Here is an 18,454-nt window from a genome sequence, read left to right as displayed (position 1 = left end):
TATAAATTGGCACAGGAACTGAGATTTGAACTCAGAATGCTGGTTTTGGAGACCAGAGTGTTGCCAGTTACACCATCCCTGCTTTTGGTGGCAGCGGTGGGATTTGTAGCTTGCTTCCGCGAAGCGGTACCCGCATTGACCAAGGTATGAACTTGGCGCTTTACCATTAAGCTACGCTGCAATGTCACTTTCGCTTCGTTCCTTTTCAAAGTTAAAAATTTCAATTAAAAGACTGTTAGTTTAATCTTTTAATTTCTAATTTTTAATTTCTGATTGGGAACAGAGGTTAGGGCGGGATTTGAACCCGCGCAATTCGGTTTTGCAGACCGACGCCTTCAACCACTCGGCCACCTAACCTGGGAGTCCCGACGAGGTTTGCACTCGCAATCTTCTCCTTGAGGGGGAGACGGCTTGACTTTTGCCTACGGGACTTTGACCCCCGCCGAAAAACGGATACTTGCTTTCCGACAGGAGGCGTGGATTTTAGACCAAAGTTCCAGTTCCCAGATTCTTCTCCTGTGGAGTAAATCTAAAATCTAAAATCTAAAATCTAAAATCGACTGACGGGAGTAACGAGACTTGAACTCGCAACCTTTCGCTCGACAGGCGATTGCTCTGACCGATTGAGCTATACCCCCGCGAAAATGAACAATATTCTGTCCTTGAATTACTCAAGTTGGGACGGGGTGGCGGTTGATTCCGCGTACTACAACCCGATCGGGTTATTGTTGCCGGAGTCTACACCGCCAATGTCCACAATTATGTGACATGATTAACTTCCTATTCAGTTGTCAAGGTTCATATTGCTAGTGGGGCAAGGCTTTGAAGCTCTTTCCCCTTCGCCATACATTTATACTACATTGCGTATTACAAGACTGTCAAGGGGGTAATACAACTTTTTTTTAAATTGGGTTTTTTAAAGGGGTGCCGATCGCTCCCACCAACCCTCTAGGTTGCCCCAAATCCTTATAAATCAATACTTTTGCTGCTAAACAGAGGTTGTGGCGTAAGGTAAATCTGATGCTGCAACTGTACTACACTCCAATTTCTCTGAATTCTAGCCGTCGCGCGAGGTGGCACTTCTGGAAAATGGGATAATCAACTTTTAAATATCAAATACTACAAATCAAACCTTGTCTGAATTGCCCTTAACTCCCGTGCCCGCAACCCCAGAACCCGATCGCCCAAACCTCCCTCACTGGCTACACTCCTTAGATACCTGTCCGAGTACCAACAGTTGGGCCATCGCCCGCGCGGTCCAACTCCACCACGGAGATGCAGTATTTACTAGGCGACAAACCAGCGGGCGCGGCCAACACGGGCGCACCTGGCACGCCCCAAGCGGTGTCTTGACTGTTAGTTTTGTTCTCGACAACCTCAACCCCACTCTGTTGCCCGGGCTCAGTTTAGCAGCGGGTTTAGCGGTGATTTACGCGATCGAAGATTTGATGCCCGACTGTCGCGATATGCTGCGCCTGAAATGGCCAAACGATGTCTGGATCGATCGCCACAAATTAGCCGGAATTCTCTGCGAAGCTACCAACGGCAATGGTTTGGGTAAAACTCGCGCCGTTGTGGGAATTGGGATGAACCGCTGCGTAGATTTCGCGGCTGCGGGATTGGATGAAAGGGATCTCGGCAATGCGGTAAGCTTGCATTCTATTGGTAGTACAGTACCAGATGAACTGTGTTTGGTCGATCAACTGCGACACTATTTACTCGAACTAGCCGATATGTTTTCCACCACAGACAAGCCAGCCTCCAAGTCCGGTTTAGCGCTACTTTTGCCGGAATTACGCCGCCGCGATGCGTTGATTGGCTGCCCGGTGGCGATCGAACTTTCCTCGGAAACCATCTGCGGAGAAGCTGCCGGCATTGACGGAAGCGGCCGCTTGCTAATATGCTTGGCGGGCGATCGAATACAAGCCTTTACCTCCGGGCGAGTTCGATTAATTTAAGAGGAAGAAGGAAGTTCGGCAACGGATTCGCTCGACGGATGTAACGGATGTCTGTCCGATGGAAGTAGGAAGAAGGAAGAAGGGAAATGCCATCAGAGCAATATTTTCAGCGATAAAAAATGTCCTAACCTTCTTGCCAGTTACTCTAAATTAATAGAAAGAAGTCATTAGTCATTAGGGAAAATTCCCAATTAACAATGCCCGATGCCCAATGCTTCGACTTCGCTCAGCACAAGTGCCCGATGCCCGATGCCCAATTCCCACTTCCCAATTCCCAATTTTAATTTATCACCTCAAATACTACCAATCTGCTCAGCCACAGGGGTTGATTGGCCTCCACACCTTCGGGACGACCCTTAGTAGAAGCAACTTGTATTCTGTTGCCATTTATCCCTTGTCTAACCAAAATATTTTTCACATTTGTCGCCCTTTCCAGTGCCAACTTTTGATTTTCTACCGAAGTGCTTTTTAAATCGCTGTAGCCCACTATCCTTAAATTCTTCGTGCGATTTTTCTCCATATATTCCTTGACTTTGCTAAGCTTTTGTGCTACATCTTTCGCCTCCAAACTTGCCGAGCCTGCACCGAAATACACGCGAACTGGCATTATTATCTTTGGCGGCGGTGGAGTTCCTATTATCACTGTATTTGTTACCGATTTCACCCCCGGAATTTTCTCAAAAGCTTGAGTTATTTTCTGAGCATCTGGCACTTTGCTTACGCTGCCTGCAACGGCGACTTTTCCCTCTGCATAGCGAGCCGAGATATTAATGCTTTCTACTTTATTCAAAAGAGCTGCCGTCCGCTTGACATCGGCTTCGACTAAAACTGGATCAGGAGGTACTTCAACGGCGATAATTTTATTTTCAATTCTTGATTTTGGAGCCACTTGCTGAGCGATTTTTTCCGCTTTCAATCGCAGATTTTGATTCGGCACTCGTCCCGAAATCTGCAATAATTTATCTTTAACATCTGCAGCGAGGCGATAAACTGATAACTCCGGAGCAGATTGTAAAGCTAAATTCGTATCTGCTTCTAAGCTAGCTTCAACTCCGCTGCGGTATTGATGAATTCCCCAAGGTACGCCAATTAAACCTAACGCTGCCAAACCGATAATTGGTAAAATTGGCAGTTTAGGAGATTTAACTTTTACCTCTGTATCGATTAATTTTTGCAATTTCGAGTTTACTTCCGGTGGTACTGTTGCTGGATCGCCGTTAAATGACCGAATTTTATCTCCGTATTCTTGAACAATATTGTTGAATATCGCTCGCATTTTGTACTTAAACCACTGGCGGGTTTCTCCTTGCATCACTACTGCTAGATAACACGAACCCGCTACTTCCAATACGATCGTAGATGTGCCGTATTCTATTGCATCAATTTCTGCAATATTTCCAGACTGAGAGATGCAATCGTTGACAAAAGCCCGAATAGCAGTCAGCATCCCCGCTACCATCTCGGATTCTAGCTGTTCGCGTTCAGACTTCTGCACTGCTGAAATTACTAATCCCGATTCGGTTTGAATTAAAAAGACAGCTTTAACACTCAGTGGTGTTGTTTCTTTTATCAGCAATTCTGCTTCAGAAATGCCCTGCAATTTGGCTTTAATTTTGCGACTAATTCTCTCTGGACTTAAAGATGCTTCGAGTTTTTCATTAATCTCCCGCATCATCTCGGCGATGTATTTTAAAATCGTGCTGCCGATGATCGGATAAAGTGCATCCGACATTGCTTCTCGCTTGAGATGAATTTGCTGTTTGATAGCGGCTGCCATTTCCGGCGCGATTGCCATTGCAATTTCATCGGGGGATTCACTGATTCTGTGGCTGATTCCCACAGGAAGAGCGGGCGATATGGCTACTCCCATCGATTGCCTGTTTTCTCGGGTTTTGGTATTAATTATTTCATCAATTATTGGAGCTATGGTTTCGGCAAATGATTTTTTTGACTCATTAATTGTTTGGATCATCATTTCCGGAAAGATGACTTTAATTCTGGCAAGTAATTCTTCCCGATTGCCTCCCCATTCTGCATCAGTAATTTTGCGATCGAGTTCGCCTACTTTATCGTTGAGTCTGTAATTATAACTTACAACTTCATCTAACAATGGTAAAATAGATTCGATGACCGACTTTTCTAGTTGGGCGTGATGGCTAACCATCAGCTCGTCAATCAAAGGTTTCAGTAAATCCGTAAACAAGTCTGTCGATTCATAAATCCGGTGTTCGATCGCCACAATCTGTTGTTCGAGCTTCCCAAGTCTTTGATCCATCCTTTTATTCTGAAGGATGGCATCGACAGCCGGGGCGATCGCAGATTCTATCTCTAGCTTTGCTTCCCCGATGTTTCGAGACAGCATTTCTACAATCACTGGCATTATTCTTGCCATCAACCCTTCTATCTCGGCTAAAACTTGCTGCTGAACTTCGACAATCTTAGTTTCATTATTTAATATTTGTGCTGCAATACCGCTGTTTTGAATAGCCGTGTTGACACCAGGCGCGATCGCCTCTCTCACCTCTAACTTTGTCTCCTCGATTTTTCGGTTTAGCGACTCAATCATTAACGGCATTAACCTTGCCATTATATCTTCCGGTTGAGTTTTTTGCTGTCGCTGAAGATTATTTAGTCTACTTTCTACATCGCTCACTTTTCCTTGAACTTCTCTTTGAAGAATTGCTGATTCTATCAAAGGTTCAATCGTCGCTGCTACTTGTAATTTTGATTCATCGAGTTTCTGGTTCAGCAAATCAGTTATTGCGGGCCTTAGCATCGCCATTATCTCTTCTGGCTTCTGAATTGGCGACTGTTGTGTAGCCAGTCGGCGTTCGATGATGCTCAATACTTTTTCTTCTATTTCTACCCAAGCTATTCTTACCTGTACTGAGGGGGTAACAGCTTCTACAACCTCTGATTTTAATTCACTAATTTTGCGGGTTAGCAATTCGCTAACTACTGGTACTAGCTGCTTGATTAAATCTTCAGGTTGCTGCTGGTAACGCTGCTGAATATTCGCAACTCTATCTTCAATTCTTACTACCTGTTCTTCAAGCCCGTTTTGATTGTGAATTACTTGATTGACTCTCGGTGCGATCGCCGAAGCTACCTCTAACTTAGACTCCTCTACCTTACGGTTGAGCAGATCGCCCACCACTGGCATCAGTCGTTGGATTAAGTGGTCTGTATTCGGCAGTGGCTGCTGGTTCAAGTTAGCAATCTGATTTTCCCAATCTACTAATTTTGCCTCCAACTCGATGCGATTAATTTTATTATTGCGCGCGAGGTCGCTCGCCTTTTTTAATTCAGACTTCAACTCCTCTAATTCTTCTCTCACTAACTCAGGAATTAACGGTTTCAGTAAAATCATCAACTCTTCGGGCTCAGACATGAGCTTCTCAAAATCTTCTAACCTTTGTTCCACGCTCAAAACATTACTGTAAAATTCCGGTAAATCCCTTTCAAAAAGTAATTGTTGCAACCGCTTAAACTCCTCTACGGCTTGTTCTAATTCTTCCTCCGACGGCCGAGTTTTTTTAGCTACCTTCCCGGCTATAGATAAATCGGGTTCCTCATTATTATTTTCTCGTCTTTGAGATGGGATCTCTTCATCGTTACTTAATACTTCCGGTACAATACTCGGTGATTCGATCAGGAAAGACAATTGTTGGCGCCGATTTTCCTCATCCTCTAATCGCTGAACAGACTTTTCCGCAAGCGGTAACTTCAGCTCGCTTGGTTCTTTTTTTGATTTCTTTAATAACTGGAATTCAGTCAGTATGGTTAGCAATTCCTGAAGTTGCTCTCCAGCTTTAGAACTTGCTATAGTTGCATCAGAAACCTCTTTTTCTGACTGATATATTTTCCCTAAATTGTCATTTGATGCTGCCATACTGCCCTACCCAAACGTAATTTTAATCGACCGAAGGAAATTACCAGCTTGCTTGTCGCCTCACCCCAGCGAAAATCAATAGGAATGACACAATTTTTCCAAGCGTCAGGCGTACTAAAGCTATCGCCTTATTTTAACTGCTCTTCTGCGACTAGCCAACTGGGCCGCCAACTGCAATGCTGCCTTCATGCTGGAGGCATCAGCAATCCCTTGACCTACAATATCAAAAGCTGTGCCGTGATCCGGAGAGGTGCGGACAAAAGGCAAGCCAATTGTAGTGTTGACTGCTTTATCGAAAGCCATCAATTTTACTGGAATCAACCCCTGGTCGTGGTACATTGCCAAGTAACCGTCATGAGCTTCTGTGGCTAAACCGTACCAAACTTTAGCCGGTTTTACCCACAGGGTATCTGGGGGGACTGGCCCGTCTAACTGCACTTGAGGAAAGCGATCGCGCTGCGTTTCCAACCAAGGTATCATCCAGTCTTGCTCTTCATTTCCTAATTTGCCATTTTCGCCACTGTGAGGATTTAAGCCAGAAATCGCAATTTTCGGTCTTTCCAGCCCAAAATCTTCCCGCAAACAGTCTATCAGTAATTCTAGTTTTTCACTCAGTAATTCGGGACTCAACGCATCGGGGACTTGACGCAGGGAAATATGTGTGGTGGCCAGTAAAGTTACGAGAGTCCAGCCACTGTGGGGAGATGTGGCGGCAAACAGCATTCCGAATCGCTGCGATTTTGCTCTTTCTGCCAGGAGTTCTGTTTGTCCGGGATAATTGTAACCGGCCGCCTGCCAGCAAGTTTTGGAAATCGGGCCTGTCACGATGGCGGAGAATTCGCCGGCGATGGTACGGGCGATCGCACTTTCCATGTAAGCAAAGCTAGCCGCCCCGCTAGCTGCACTCCCGACACCGGGCACAATTTCGCCCCACTTGCTGTCTGGTTCGATATCAATAATGTTTAATGTTTCGGGATTTGCCGCTTCTGCTGCTGGATTGCTCGATCGCAACTTATCGTAAGTTTGCTGCAAAACTATCCTAGAACCTATAACCGTTACCCTCAAACCAGCAGCGGGATCTGCCAATGCCTTGAGAATCACTTCCGGGCCAATTCCCGCCGGATCTCCCAGAGTTACAGCTAGTTGTGATTCCCGATCGAGACTCAAGGCAGTTTTCTCCAACAAAATACAGCAATTTCGGCACTGAAATTTTAGCATTCATGTACCTGGTTGCCCCAAATTATATTATCTTTATTTAATGCGATCGCCCAATTAGACATATAAAACCATGAATCCTGAAATTTTCAATGCAGCCTTTTTGGCCTTTTCCCTAGTTTTCGTGGGTATAGGTGGAGGCTTCCTGCTGCTCAAATTGCAAGGCGGCGAAGAATAAGTTTTTTTTCAACCAATCCTTCACAAGCCTTCTACCTTCTGCCTTCTAGAGTCTACTTGCTGCCGAAAGCCAGCATTCTGCCGAATATCTCAAGCCTAAAATGAGAAAAATTCAGGTTTTTGTTAAGTTTTTATAAAAAACTTAACAAAAACCTGATACCATCTTATTGAAAGTTTAAGATTCATAATTAATCCCTAGATGACTTTATTGATTTTAGGTGCCACCGGCACTCTCGGCCGCCAGATAGCCCGCCGCGCCCTAGACGAGGGCTACCAGGTGCGCTGTTTAGTCAGAAGTTACAGAAAAGCTGCATTTTTGAAAGAATGGGGCGCTGAACTCGTACCGGGAAACCTTTGCCAGCCAGACAGTCTGCCTCCGGCCCTAGAAGGCGTCAGTGCTATTATCGATGCAGCAACAGCCAGTGCAGCAGATTCTGTCAGCATTAAAAGAGTAGACTGGGACGGAAAAGTATCGCTGATCCAAGCAGCAGCAGCAGCAGGCATCAAGCGTTACATATTCTTTTCCTTTCTCGACGCTGAGAAATATCCCCAAGTCCCCTTGTTGGAAATCAAGCGTTGTACCGAACTGTTCTTAGCAGAATCCGGTTTAGACTACACAATCTTGAGACCTTGCGGCTTTTTGCAAGGACTACTGAGCCTGTATGCAATGCCGATTTTGGACAATCAGGCAGTCTGGCTGCCCAACAAGCCATCCGCCCTTGCCTACATGAACACTCAGGACGTTGCTAAATTTGCCGTCCGGGCTCTTTCGGTTCCTGAAACCGAGAAAAAAAGCTTTCCGGTGGTGGGAAATCGTGCTTGGGATGCTGACGAAATCGTGCGGTTGTGCGAACGGCTGTCAGGGAAAGAAGCCAAAATTACGCGCACCCCAGACATCTTGTTGCAGGCTACTCGTAAATTAGCTACTTTCTTTCAGTGGAGTTGGAACGTAGCTGACAGATTGGCTTTTTCAGAAGTTTTGGCAGCCGGAAAACCCTTGAAAGCTCCGATGGATGACGTTTACAGTGTCTTCGGAATCGACCCTAAAGAAACTACTACTTTGGAGTCTTATCTCGAAGAATACTTTAATCTGATTCTAAAGAAGCTCAAGGAAATAGAGTACGAGCAGCTTAAAACTAAAAAACGGAGTAAACAAAAAATGCCCTTTACATTTTAAAGTGCCGAAAGCTGGGATTATATACAACGACGTTAAACCTGTGGCTTGTCGCATCGCCGCAGAGTTGGAAGACAAGCTGACTGCCCGCGGCTGGGAGGTTTGCTCGGTTTCTGGTTCCGGAGGAATTCTGGGCTATTCTAGCCCCGATCGCCCCCTGTGCCACACTCAGATCGACCAACTCGTCCCCCCCGGTTTTGACAGCGACATGGAGTTTGCAGTGGTTTTGGGCGGCGACGGTACTGTGCTGTCGGCATTTCGCCAAGTCGCTCCGATTGGAGTGCCGCTGCTGACTGTCAATACCGGTCACATGGGCTTTTTAACAGAAACTTACCTGAACTTGCTGCCGCAAGCCTTGGAAAAGGTAATCGCCGGAGAATACGAAATAGAAGAAAGATCGATGCTGGCGGTGCGGCTGTTTCGAGAAAACGACTGCCTCTGGGAAGCCCTTTGTCTCAATGAAATGGTGCTGCACCGGGAACCGCTGACTTGTATGTGTCATTTTGAAGTGGCGATCGGTCAGCACGCCTCTATTGACATTGCTGCAGATGGAGTCATCATCGCAACTCCCACAGGATCGACAGCTTACGCCCTTTCTGCCGGTGGCCCTGTCATCATTCCCGGAGTGCCGGTGCTGCAGTTGCTGCCTATTTGCCCCCATTCAATGGCTTCGCGGGCTTTGGTGTTTTCCAACACTGAGCCGGTCAAGATTTTGCCGGCGAGTCCCAACCGCCTGGTAATGGTGGTAGACGGGAACGGCGGATGTTATGTTCTGCCTGAAGATTGGGTGCAAGTCGAGCGAGCTCCGTACCCAGCCCGGTTTATTCGGGTGCAATCTTTTGAGTTTTTCCACATTTTGCGGGAAAAATTGGGCTGGGGCTTGCCTCACATTGCTAAACCGAGTTCGGTTGAGTTGCCTTGATACTTGTTGTTGACACTCCCCGACTATCAAGGTACGGGGATTGTTGGCTCAACCCGTGGGCTTGCTCGTAGATATGATATCAAGTCCTAGCTGTATGATATCGCAATCATAATCACTCCAGACCGCAATTCCCGTTCCCGTTTTCACCGATTAAAGGGATTTTGATTTGTTTATCTGTTGATAAATCGTAGAATAAAGCAGCAATTAGTGTTGGTAATGTAGGGCGACATTTATTCACCGGAATCCTTAATTCTCGATCGAGCTTCCGAATCATCTCCAAAGTCAGGCTGCGTTTACGAGATAACGGTATAGTTGGAGTGTCTTCATTTCTATTCACTCTGCTTAGGACGGATTTCAAATTCTGAACGTGCCCGGAAGAAACAGACATCAAACTCGAAGAAGAAATTAGCTTGCCCCAAAATCAAAGGTACATTGGTTGCTTGTGTCCAGGCAAATGCCAGGTTAAGCGTTGGGAATGAACTAACTCGAGCATTAACAACGACTGCGCGGGCTTCAAATCGAGCCAAATTCCCAGCCAATACGACTGAGAGTGTCTCATTTTCCCAGACTAAGCCCAGTTGTAGCCCTAACTCGTAGGGCAAAACATTAACGCTTGCGCCTGTATCTAGTAAGCCCTCAGCGTTCACGGATTGACCGTTCAGGCTGAGTGTCAAGGGCAGATACGGCATTCGATCGACCATGCCAAGACTGCTGTCAATGATTTTGTAGGGAAATCTCTGAGCGTCAATCATTCTGTTCTTGTTGTTTTGTCGTCAGAAGATTCATTAAAACATTGGCAGCCTCAGAGCAATTGTAAGGCGACCAGACCGGATACTCTCGATCGGCAACAAAAAAGTTTGTTGCATCTTCTTCTTTGACCAGTTCTGTTGCAAGAAACTGCATCAGCCGAAGCTTGTCAATTTTTGAAAGTTCCTGGATTTTGGACATTAGTTCTGTTAATGGCATTTGAGAATCTCCTCGTTTGAAATTTGGTGAAAAGATTGGATCTACTAGCTTGTTGCATGGTGCGCGATCGAAGCGTGTCTATTAATTCTACCAATTTTCTGTAGGTCAAGCTCTCGATAGAGCTTCCGAATCATCTCCAAACTCAGGCAATGTTTACGAGATAACGGTGAAGTTGTGCCGCGACAGGTAACCTCGAACTCTCACTGATAACCTATATTTCGTCCGCACCAACGAAGTGTTAGGCGTTAAACTTTATATCTTGTTATTTTTTCTTTCATCCCACAACAAGTTTTAGCTGCAAATTCTCGCTCTAGTAATAGTCATCTTCAAAACCTGTATCAATAACTATTTCACCCAAAGTATTATTCGGGTCGAGAGTAATATCTTCTATGTCCGCATCACATAAGGAGTAGTCTTTATCTCTAGATAGAGTGAGCGTGACTTCCACGTTTAACTTAAGGGACTGAGTAAAGACTGTATCTATTGTTTCTCTTCCATAGTACCTATCGTCTTCTCTGTCGTAAATCGCATATTCTAAGCTTGTATAGCTTACCTTGGCGTCATAATGCACCTCTGCTTCTAGCTCAAACACTACTGAAGGTTGATCTGCATCAGAATCATCAATATGAACTAATGAGGAATCAATAATATCTACTGACTTGACCTCGACTTCAATTTCTTCACTGCCCCATTCAATCAAGCTAGTTCCAGACAAATCAATTGAAAAGTTCAGATCAGAGAATATATTCTCTATGTATTCTTTTATTTCATCTTCTTTGTCGCTATATAGTTCATAGCAGGCATCAACCTCATCTGAATCAGTTTCTCGAATTATAGTTTCCAATAATTCATCGAGCTTTCCAATCAAAGACAGGTATTCGCTCGAAGAACAAAACTTTTCCCAATCGGCATCTCCACTAACGACATAAATTATTCTGTTTCTGTCTTCTGCCTCCTTTTGAAGAGCTAAGAGCGCAAAAGCGTCTGGAAACTCATATTTCTTTTTTCCTTCACCAAATGGTGGAGTACCAGAAAAATAATTTTCAAAAATATCAACCACTGACACCCGATCGACTTCGATTATTTCAAACTCAGTTTCTTTTAAAAAAGCTTTCAGTTGGTCGAGAAGCTCTTGATTAATTTGATCGAAATTCGGAGCCAGCTCTTGAACTTTTTTCTTGAATTCATTTAGCAAGTCAGAATTCGCAGAAATTTTGACTCTTTTAGTATCTCCTTGCGGTTTAAAACGCTTTTTCTTCAAATCGTTTATAGCTTGCTCAATCGCTTTGGAGGTTAATACAGCACCTTCGGTAATATGCGCTCTTATTTCATGAAGAGTGACAGAAGTTAAAAGCAGCCTTATTTTTCCTTGCTGAGCAAGTTCAACTAAAGTGCGAAAAACTTTTGAATTGTAGTTAAAATTATAGCTATCAAAAACCTGCGTATCAAGAGCAACTAACCGAGGAGGAGGTTTTATTTCCATTTTTGAAGCTTACTAAATGTCGTTTATTATAAGATGACAATACCACAAATTACGAATAAATTTCAACCCGTTCTTACTCCCTATCGGAATCTCCTTTCCTCGATCGAGTTCGCCGCACGATTCGACTCAATCACTTAAGCCGCCGCACTGAAAAAAGCTATCTATATTAGATTTTAGATTAGAGAGCATTTAGAGTCGATCGCACACCCTCGGCGATCGGTGCATTATGATAAAGCAAGCAGCGATAAAGTCTCATCTTCATAAAATAACTCGATCGCGTTAAAATCCCGACGCAGCAAATTTTCAATTTGCAATGTCGAACAGTTTCCAAGGCGAAGCCAAATAACTTTCGGTGGGTTCCCAAATACTAAGCTCAGGTCGTGCATATCCGCGTCTTTCGAGACAATCATCAAATTATTGTCTTTTGCATAATCCCAAACTATTGGGTCCATCGTTGCTTTCATCCCCACATCTCGAACGTGAAGCGAATTTGGAAAAAATATCGCTCAAAGGGTTCGGCAACTTGGGCGACAAATTTTCATCAAAAAGTAATTTCATGCGGATAATGTCGCGGTCATAAACCGACGCTCACGGTCAGCATCATAAGCTATGCAGGCTTTTAAATCTTCTCGCGTCAAATCGGGAAAATCGTCGAGAATTTCTGCTTCGGTCATCTCGGAAGCCAGGTACTCAAGCACTTCATAAACCGTAATTCGCAAGCCGCGTACACAAGGCTTACCACCGCGTTTATTTGCTTCGATCGTGATGTGGTTTCGGTAGTTCATAAGAAACACTGGGTAATACCATTTTTCTGTGAATCTGCATAGAATGTATCCTTTACAGGAAAAAAATTCAGGCTTCCCATTCTGTGCAGATTCATACAGAATTGCTATAAGTGGGAAACTCAGCGTCTTCAAACCAGAGAGGGAAACGACCTGCCAACTGCCAAAGTTTCACTCTTCTACCCGATAGCCCAATTCCGCCAAACGAGTGCGAGACTGCCGCCACTTCGGCTGCACCTTGACAAATAACTCCAAATACACTTTTCCTTCAATTAACTTTTGAATCTGTTCCCGGGCCGCACTGCCGATCGACTTGAGCATACTGCCGCTTTTACCGATTAAAATACCTTTTTGGGAATCCCGTTCGACGTGAATTGTCGCCAGAATGCGGGTAATTTTTGCTTCTTCTTGAACTATATCGATCGCAATTGCTACAGAATGTGGCACTTCTTCCCGCGTCAGCAGCAAAATCTGTTCCCGAATCAATTCGCCCATAATAAAGCGTTCCGGCTGGTCAGTCACCAAATCGGGCGGATAATAATAAGGCCCAACGTCCAAATGTTCGATTAACAATTGTTGCAGCGGCTCGACACCCTCGCCCGTGAGAGCCGAAAATTTCACCACCGGCCACTCAGGATTGACAATTTGCTCGTAAGTGCGATCGATCAACACGGAATCCTCCGGTTGTTCGTCCAACTTATTCATCCCCAAAATCACCGGAACTTTGCAATTGCTGAGAATTTCGACAATATATCGATCGCCCCCTCCCGATTCCACGGAACCATCCACCACAAACAGCACCACATCCACCGACTGAATCGCTGTGCGGGCATTCTGCACCAAAACCTTGCCCAATTGGTGATGCGGCTTGTGAATTCCGGGAGTATCTACAAAAATTATTTGTGCTTCCGGTGTCGTTAGGATGCCCCGCAGCCTGTTACGTGTCGTCTGAGACACCGGCGAAGTAATCGCAATTTTCTGCCCCACCAACTGATTCATCAGCGTTGATTTTCCGACATTCGGGCGTCCGACAATACCCACAAAGCCCGATTTGTAACCCGCCGGAGCTACGGGAACACCCATAATGTCTGATACGTCGATAAATTTACTATCTTCCACTAAAATCACCTATTTTCAAGCCCCTTCTCTGTCTATTGTCGCCTGAAAATACTCAAACGCCCATCGATGCACTCTAGCATCTTTCTCGCCCTGGTATAGCGGGCAACACTCAAACCTCGATCGAGCCGCAAACCAGTGTTAAAACGTGATACGCGATCGGCAAAACTTGATATCTGAGACAAAATTTGATAAAGTTCCAATGACATCGATCGAAAATGAATCATTCTGGTAAAACCGACTCCCCAATGCTGTAACAACTTCAGATGTGTAAATATCTAACTCAACTGAAACTTTTCTACAGTTTGTCAGGCAAACCAGTTTTAACATTTTTGAAGATGTTTGGTAATAAATTAGGTAAGTTGAACTCCAACTCAAAAGCTCAATATCATCAGGCGCTTTGTCAATAAAAGCTAGTGTCTTTTGAGCATACCTAAATTAGTGCTAATCGTCATAAAGTTGAGGAGATGAATCAGATGAAATCGAAATTATTTTGGAGTTGCTGCACCGTTTTGGTAGCAAGCTTACCTGTTTCCGCCTTGGCTCAAACAAGCCCTCCCACAAGCCCTGAAGCAGGTATTGACTACAAGGGTGGCTCGAAGAAATACCAGTTGCTACCGGGCAGAATCCAGGACAGAACCTTGCCCAGAGCCTTTGACTTTCCAATTATTACCAATGTGGGTACTGACACTAGCATCACCTCGGATTTCCTAATCACCGATCAGTTTCGCGCCCCAGCGGGTCGTACAGAATACACCGGAGCTCTCACCGCCTGGGCAGCATCAATCAGAGAATGTCTCGCCAAACAACCACTCTTGATTCGAGCCAGCACTAAGAACCCGATTCAGATTAATGGTAGAGTAGGCACGATTGTCAGAAACGCAAATAACCGTGCAGTTTGCAAATAAGCCAGCAATATCACAGGGTCTAAATTGACCGTAATTGCTGTAAGGGCGGGTTCACCAATATCTCCCATGCAAGCATCGATACAGTAAACCCGTCACCGCAGCGATATTGGGGTCAATCGAGGCCAGTTGATATAACTTCCGCTATCTTAAAGATAAAAACTAGAGAGTGTTTTTGAACAAAAAGAGCAATAGAAAACCTATTGCTCTTTTTGTTGGCGAAATTTCAATTAATATCTATTAGGACTTATAGGATATCGGCTGAAACGACATCATATAAGAGGTTTGTAGTGAGGAATGCAAGTCCTTATCAAAGTTTAAGGACTTGCATTCCTCACTGCAAACGACATAATTACGCAGAAACCAGCTTTTTTCCAAAAAATCCCGTGCAACCCGATGGATATGGATTTTAACACCTGGTTTATCAAAGTTTGTCTGCGTAATTCACGATTTAGTAGCGCAAAATTCATGTGTACTCAGTAAAATTTCGCCATAATCAGGAATCCAAGCTAGCCACTGTTCTTCCGAACATTCACACAACAGCCACGCTTCGTCAAAGCTGAATGCGGTTGGCGGATTGAACAATTTAACCCACATAGAAGGAGCCAATTTTGGTGCAGGTACGGCGCAGCCAAATTTTTCCCAGTCGCGGACACTGGCGAAGCTTCCGGGCGTTGGTTGGGATTGCCAAGTACGAATATCTGTTTGCAGTTGCATAATTACTCCTGTCTAGCTAAGAGTCTGCACCCGGGCCCGGTTGAAACAACGCAGAGCGAAGGCGCAGATAAACTTTGATTATGTAGTCTATGTTACGGAATTATCTATGCGAATGTGTAAGGTTGTAGCAAAAATTTACAATCGAGAGGAAAAAACTGGCTCAAAGCTGAAAAGGTCGATCAGTATTGTTCAGCTCGGCAAAAATCTCCTACCATAGCAAAAAACATCTGATTTATTTCAAAAATTCTGACATGAACCAAACTGCAAAATCCCAGTGGAAAACTCTAGACCGCTTTGTAGAAATCAACTCTCGTTGGGTAAAACTAATCGCCGAACATCTCGAAACAACCGAAGGAAAAACCGTAGAATATTGGCGAGTAGAAAGAGCTGATTCAGTTGTAATCTTGACCATTCAAGCTGACAAATTGCTGTTTCCCCCACCGATGTATCGCCCCGGTGTAGCAGAAGCAACCCTGGATTTTCCAGGCGGTCGCGTAGAAGCGGAAGCTACGCCAGCAGCGGAAGTTCCAGCTATACTCAAAAAAGAGCTAGGCGTGACAGAAAGTGCGATCGCCCGCATCGAACCCATCAACACCATTGGCTGGGCAATAAACAGTTCCTTCTCCAATCAAAAACTCTACGGTTTTGTTGCAGAATTGCACCCTACAGCAACAGTAAACCCCGAACTGATCGGTGCTGAATATCCTCTCACCCCAGACGGAATTCGCGACTTGCTCAAAAAATTAACTTGCCTCCAATGTCGAGCCTTACTGCTAGAATGGCAAAATCAAGTTGATTTTAGATTTTAGATTTTAGATTAGGAATTGTTTTCCGAGGGTCGCCCATTTTAAATTGCTGAAAACCGAAATTACCAAAACTAATCATGCCTCTCAATAATGAAGTTGCTGTCGAATGCCTCGACGTGACATATCGCCTCAACCGCAGGCATTTAGTAGACAAACTCAATTTCAAAGTGCTGCAAGGAGAAGTTTTAGTATTGCTGGGACGCAGCGGTAGTGGCAAAACTACTACCATGAAATTGATTAACAATTTACTAACGCCAAGCAGCGGCGAAGTTCTTGTCATGGGAAAACCGACAACTCAGTGGAACCCAATTCAACTACGCCGAAAAATTGGCTATGTGATTCAAGAAATTGGTTTGTTTCCCCATTTTACCGTCGAGCAAAACGTCGGTTTAGTGCCAAAATTAGAAGGTTGGGAGGGCGAGCGTATTAAATCTCGCGTCCGGCAACTGTTAGAATTAGTCAACCTCGACCCCCAGCACTTCGCCAAACGCTATCCCCATCAGTTATCCGGCGGACAGCGGCAGCGGGTAGGCGTCGCTAGAGCACTGGCGGCTGACCCTCCGATATTGTTAATGGACGAACCGTTTGGTGCTTTAGACCCGATTACTCGTCTGGAATTGCAGCGGGAATTCGGTCAATTGCAGCAGCAACTTGGCAAAACTGTGATTTTTGTGACTCACGGCATTCAAGAAGCTTTTTTGTTAGCTTCTAGAATAGGTTTGATGCAAGATGGACGGTTGATTGAATTGGCATCGCCCGATGATTTTCTGAAATCTCACCATCCAGAAGCTCGTGCATTTCTTGAATGTTTGCAATTACCCGGAACTGGGTAATAATATGATGTGCGATCGCATCATTCGTTTATGGCTATCGGTCGGTTTTTGAAGCTGATGGCTGGAAATTAAAGATATTGGTGAGCCGACTCCTACGAGATATTCTATTATAGGAAAATTTACAATTCTGAATTCCTAATTACTAATTTCCACATGATGCAATTTATCAATCGGTATGGCGCTGAGATAATTAAGCGCGCGAGCGAGCACTTATATTTAGTAACTGTGGCAATTTTTATCGCTATTATTGTAGGGATTCCCCTCGGGATTTTAGTCACCAGAAAACCCAAACTAAAAAAGCCGATTTTGGGATTTGCTAATATTATGCAAACAATTCCCAGTTTAGCTTTGTTTGGCTTGCTAATCCCGGTGCCAGTATTGGGTGGAATAGGCGATCGCACGGCAATTATCGCCCTCACTCTGTATTCTTTACTGCCAATTATCCGCAATACTTATACTGGTATTGTCGGCGTCGATCCAGCGATTACGGAAGCCGGAAGAGGCATGGGGATGACTGATATGCAACTGTTATGGCAAGTGGAAATTCCCCTGGCACTGGGCGTGATTCTGGCGGGCGTGCGAGTTGCTGCAGTAATTGCGATCGGACTTGCTACAATCGCCGCTGCAATTGGCGCGGGTGGCTTGGGGGTGTTTATTTTTCGTGGCGTTGCTACCGTCAACAATCAGTTACTTTTGGCTGGGGCAATTCCGGCGGCTTTAATGGCCTTAGCTGCGGATTTTGGGCTGGGTTTTGTAGAAGCGCGCCTCTCTAAAAGTACCTTAAAAACTATTAATGAGGACTAAAATCCTGGCTACCTTCCGTCAGCGTTATCACTCTCTGCGAACCCGAAGCATTCGCAGGATTTGCTATCAGATTGCGGATTTCATTTGAGCGTTCAATGTACTCGCGATCGCTCAAAACAGCTTGGCTTCCCTCCAGCGAAATAGCATCTGCCAAATCGATCCAAGAACGGCAACCACCGTATTCAGGAATGTAGGGAATTTCGCGGATTTCTGCAAGGCGATAAGCCCGCAGCAATAAAATATAAATTGGCTGAGTTTGTTTCCATTTTAGGCGATCGCTGACAAAATTTTCATTCCAAATATGGTACGGAAATAGCGCAGTAATTGCCGGTTCCCAAGCTACCAAAAAAACATCAGTAATCTCCGCCCAACTGCCAATTCTAATAACTTCAGGATGCCAACCAGATTCGACAGTCTTGACTTGATGTGCAAACTCCGGCTTTAATAAACCCGGCTGTTGGTGTTCAAAAGTTGGATACAGCAAAACCTGTTTGTCAGTGACATTGAACTGTCCTGCTTGCTCGCGAATTCCCCCCTTACGCAACAGCACAATCGTTTGACCTTCTTCCAAAGCATTAACTGCTACATTCCATTCTTTCAGCGCCCTAGTAATTGATTTCATAAAAAGTAATTGCTCAACCCCCTTGACAAGAGAACGAGATAAACATTAGATAAAGGAATGAAAAAACTCCCTGACCTAAAAC

Annotated in this window: 19 protein-coding genes and 5 tRNA genes; 8 read left to right on the top strand and 16 right to left on the bottom strand. The window is 44.8% G+C overall.

Annotated elements, in window-relative coordinates:
• Positions 1 to 7: 7 nt before the first annotated feature.
• From QUA42_RS12170 to QUA42_RS12150, 5 genes are all read right to left on the bottom strand, one after another.
• Positions 8 to 82: transfer RNA gene (locus QUA42_RS12170), tRNA-Trp, on the bottom strand.
• Positions 83 to 85: 3 nt separating this feature from the next.
• Positions 86 to 181: transfer RNA gene (locus QUA42_RS12165), tRNA-Met, on the bottom strand.
• A gap of 102 nt (positions 182 to 283) precedes the next feature.
• Positions 284 to 357, bottom strand: a tRNA-Cys gene (locus tag QUA42_RS12160).
• Positions 358 to 432, bottom strand: a tRNA-Glu gene (locus tag QUA42_RS12155).
• A gap of 132 nt (positions 433 to 564) precedes the next feature.
• Positions 565 to 638: transfer RNA gene (locus QUA42_RS12150), tRNA-Asp, on the bottom strand.
• A 495-nt stretch (positions 639 to 1,133) separates the two neighbouring features.
• Between QUA42_RS12150 and QUA42_RS12145 the strand changes: the two genes are divergently transcribed.
• Positions 1,134 to 1,958 (top strand): biotin--[acetyl-CoA-carboxylase] ligase, encoded by an 825-nt coding sequence (locus QUA42_RS12145; RefSeq protein WP_333137518.1) that lies wholly within the window; start codon positions 1,134 to 1,136, stop codon positions 1,956 to 1,958.
• Positions 1,959 to 2,238: 280 nt separating this feature from the next.
• Here QUA42_RS12145 and QUA42_RS12140 read toward each other — a convergent pair whose 3' ends face one another.
• Both QUA42_RS12140 and pdxA read right to left on the bottom strand, forming a co-directional pair.
• Positions 2,239 to 5,850, bottom strand: coding sequence for an OmpA family protein (locus QUA42_RS12140; protein WP_333137517.1), 3,612 nt, complete (start codon positions 5,848 to 5,850; stop codon positions 2,239 to 2,241).
• Between the two features lie 120 nt (positions 5,851 to 5,970).
• Entirely contained in the window at positions 5,971 to 7,068 is a 1,098-nt protein-coding gene (gene pdxA / locus QUA42_RS12135; protein ID WP_333137516.1) for a 4-hydroxythreonine-4-phosphate dehydrogenase PdxA, read from the bottom strand.
• A 70-nt stretch (positions 7,069 to 7,138) separates the two neighbouring features.
• Between pdxA and petM the strand changes: the two genes are divergently transcribed.
• From petM to QUA42_RS12120, 3 genes are all read left to right on the top strand, one after another.
• Positions 7,139 to 7,243: a cytochrome b6-f complex subunit PetM gene (gene petM / locus QUA42_RS12130; RefSeq protein ID WP_333067429.1), complete on the top strand. Its 105-nt coding sequence runs from the start codon at positions 7,139 to 7,141 to the stop codon at positions 7,241 to 7,243.
• A 198-nt stretch (positions 7,244 to 7,441) separates the two neighbouring features.
• Positions 7,442 to 8,419, top strand: coding sequence for an NmrA family NAD(P)-binding protein (locus QUA42_RS12125; protein WP_333137515.1), 978 nt, complete (start codon positions 7,442 to 7,444; stop codon positions 8,417 to 8,419).
• 1 nt (position 8,420) lies between these two features.
• Complete coding sequence (locus QUA42_RS12120) at positions 8,421 to 9,338, top strand: NAD(+) kinase (RefSeq protein WP_333137514.1); 918 nt, start codon at positions 8,421 to 8,423, stop codon at positions 9,336 to 9,338.
• Positions 9,339 to 9,667: 329 nt separating this feature from the next.
• On the opposite strand, the gene QUA42_RS12115 is transcribed toward QUA42_RS12120, so the two are convergent.
• The 7 genes from QUA42_RS12115 to QUA42_RS12085 form a co-directional block, all read right to left on the bottom strand.
• A complete protein-coding gene (locus QUA42_RS12115; protein WP_333137513.1) occupies positions 9,668 to 10,090 on the bottom strand; it encodes an aspartyl protease family protein in 423 nt (140 codons plus the stop codon).
• Complete coding sequence (locus tag QUA42_RS12110) at positions 10,083 to 10,304, bottom strand: hypothetical protein (RefSeq protein ID WP_333137512.1); 222 nt, start codon at positions 10,302 to 10,304, stop codon at positions 10,083 to 10,085. The genes QUA42_RS12115 and QUA42_RS12110 overlap by 8 nt, the downstream gene beginning before the upstream one ends.
• Before the next feature lie 310 nt (positions 10,305 to 10,614).
• A complete protein-coding gene (locus tag QUA42_RS12105) occupies positions 10,615 to 11,787 on the bottom strand; it encodes a PIN domain-containing protein (RefSeq protein WP_333137511.1) in 1,173 nt (390 codons plus the stop codon).
• A gap of 224 nt (positions 11,788 to 12,011) precedes the next feature.
• Positions 12,012 to 12,251: a DUF5615 family PIN-like protein gene (locus QUA42_RS12100; protein WP_333137510.1), complete on the bottom strand. Its 240-nt coding sequence runs from the start codon at positions 12,249 to 12,251 to the stop codon at positions 12,012 to 12,014.
• Between the two features lie 90 nt (positions 12,252 to 12,341).
• Entirely contained in the window at positions 12,342 to 12,572 is a 231-nt protein-coding gene (locus QUA42_RS12095; RefSeq protein WP_333137509.1) for a DUF433 domain-containing protein, read from the bottom strand.
• 168 nt (positions 12,573 to 12,740) lie between these two features.
• Positions 12,741 to 13,652 carry a GTPase Era gene (era, locus tag QUA42_RS12090; protein WP_242725475.1) on the bottom strand — a complete coding sequence of 304 codons (912 nt, stop codon included), beginning with the start codon at positions 13,650 to 13,652 and terminating at the stop codon, positions 12,741 to 12,743.
• 68 nt (positions 13,653 to 13,720) lie between these two features.
• Positions 13,721 to 13,945, bottom strand: a complete 225-nt coding sequence (locus QUA42_RS12085) for a hypothetical protein (RefSeq protein WP_333137508.1) — start codon at positions 13,943 to 13,945, stop codon at positions 13,721 to 13,723.
• Between the two features lie 216 nt (positions 13,946 to 14,161).
• On the opposite strand from QUA42_RS12085, the gene QUA42_RS12080 reads away from it, so the two are divergent.
• Positions 14,162 to 14,593 (top strand): hypothetical protein, encoded by a 432-nt coding sequence (locus QUA42_RS12080; RefSeq protein ID WP_333137507.1) that lies wholly within the window; start codon positions 14,162 to 14,164, stop codon positions 14,591 to 14,593.
• A gap of 441 nt (positions 14,594 to 15,034) precedes the next feature.
• On the opposite strand, the gene QUA42_RS12075 is transcribed toward QUA42_RS12080, so the two are convergent.
• Positions 15,035 to 15,307: a hypothetical protein gene (locus QUA42_RS12075; RefSeq protein ID WP_333073661.1), complete on the bottom strand. Its 273-nt coding sequence runs from the start codon at positions 15,305 to 15,307 to the stop codon at positions 15,035 to 15,037.
• 251 nt (positions 15,308 to 15,558) lie between these two features.
• On the opposite strand from QUA42_RS12075, the gene QUA42_RS12070 reads away from it, so the two are divergent.
• The 3 genes from QUA42_RS12070 (at position 15,559) to QUA42_RS12060 (ending at position 17,750) form a co-directional block, all read left to right on the top strand.
• Positions 15,559 to 16,116, top strand: a complete 558-nt coding sequence (locus QUA42_RS12070) for an NUDIX hydrolase (protein ID WP_333137506.1) — start codon at positions 15,559 to 15,561, stop codon at positions 16,114 to 16,116.
• A 74-nt stretch (positions 16,117 to 16,190) separates the two neighbouring features.
• Entirely contained in the window at positions 16,191 to 16,946 is a 756-nt protein-coding gene (locus tag QUA42_RS12065; protein ID WP_333137505.1) for an ATP-binding cassette domain-containing protein, read from the top strand.
• Between the two features lie 153 nt (positions 16,947 to 17,099).
• The gene (locus QUA42_RS12060; RefSeq protein ID WP_333137504.1) at positions 17,100 to 17,750 is read left to right on the top strand and encodes an ABC transporter permease; all 651 of its coding nucleotides are present in this window, start codon (positions 17,100 to 17,102) and stop codon (positions 17,748 to 17,750) included.
• On the opposite strand, the gene QUA42_RS12055 is transcribed toward QUA42_RS12060, so the two are convergent.
• The gene (locus QUA42_RS12055) at positions 17,737 to 18,372 is read right to left on the bottom strand and encodes a DUF1802 family protein (protein WP_333137503.1); all 636 of its coding nucleotides are present in this window, start codon (positions 18,370 to 18,372) and stop codon (positions 17,737 to 17,739) included. The genes QUA42_RS12060 and QUA42_RS12055 overlap by 14 nt on opposite strands.
• Positions 18,373 to 18,454: the final 82 nt, after the last annotated feature.

It is taken from the genome of Microcoleus sp. Pol11C2, from assembly GCF_036701505.1.
Lineage (GTDB): Bacteria > Cyanobacteriota > Cyanobacteriia > Cyanobacteriales > Microcoleaceae > Microcoleus.
This window is presented reverse-complemented; position numbering and strand designations above follow the sequence as displayed.